1 protein-coding gene is annotated in these 799 nt (G+C 47.3%); it reads right to left on the bottom strand.

Annotated elements, in window-relative coordinates:
* Positions 1–799, bottom strand: a 799-nt coding sequence (locus tag F6J99_RS15015; RefSeq protein ID WP_293113623.1) for a PhnD/SsuA/transferrin family substrate-binding protein, incomplete at both ends; no start/stop codon positions are given.

Genomic DNA, 799 nt, shown 5'->3' with positions numbered 1-799 from the left:
AGTTGCCACACTTATAAATAAGGTTGATCTGGTCTTTTTGTTTAGCAGTTATCTGTGGATCCCGTTGTAGAATTTGGGCGTAACCCAAAACGCCATTGAGGGGAGTACGCAATTCATGACTCATATTAGCCAGGAATTCACTTTTGGCGTGATTAGCCTGATCAGCCGCTTCTTTAGCTGCTTTGAACTCAGCTGTACGTTCGGAGACCCGGATTTCCAGTAAAGCATTGGTTTGTCGCAGTTCTGCTTCGATTCGCCTACGGCCAGCTAGATAAACTAGACCATAGCTAAATCCAAAACAGGAAACACCAGCAAATAACAGCCAATAGCGGTACTGATAGATGACTTGACCCAGAGTCACTTTTCCCCAATCTTCGTAGGGACGAACCCGCAGATTCCGTAAGGTTTCGTGACAAGCTTGGTAGTTGGCCGGGATACTCCAGCCCTGATAACGACCAGCTTTGGCGGCTGGGTGCTCAGAAGGTATGGTCATTAATGCGATCGCAACCTTTTCCGCTAACTCCACTGGGGTATGGGATAGTGTGGAAAAGGGCCATTGTGGATAAAGTTTAGTACTCAGAGCAAAAGGGAAAGTGTCTTGATATTGAGTTTGCTGATTTAGGATCACAAAGTCATCTCGATTAATTTTGCCCTCCTGTGCCATACGTTCGAGGGTATCAGTGCGGACAGTGCCAGCATGGACAATACCATCACGAACAGCGTAGATCACTGCGTCATGGCTACCACCAAAGTGGAGCGCTGGAAAGTCACGGTAGGGGTTAACTCCAGCTTCTAACAG

It is taken from the genome of Moorena sp. SIO4G3 (assembly GCF_010692305.1).
GTDB classification, from domain to species: domain Bacteria; phylum Cyanobacteriota; class Cyanobacteriia; order Cyanobacteriales; family Coleofasciculaceae; genus Moorena; species Moorena producens_A.
This window is presented reverse-complemented; position numbering and strand designations above follow the sequence as displayed.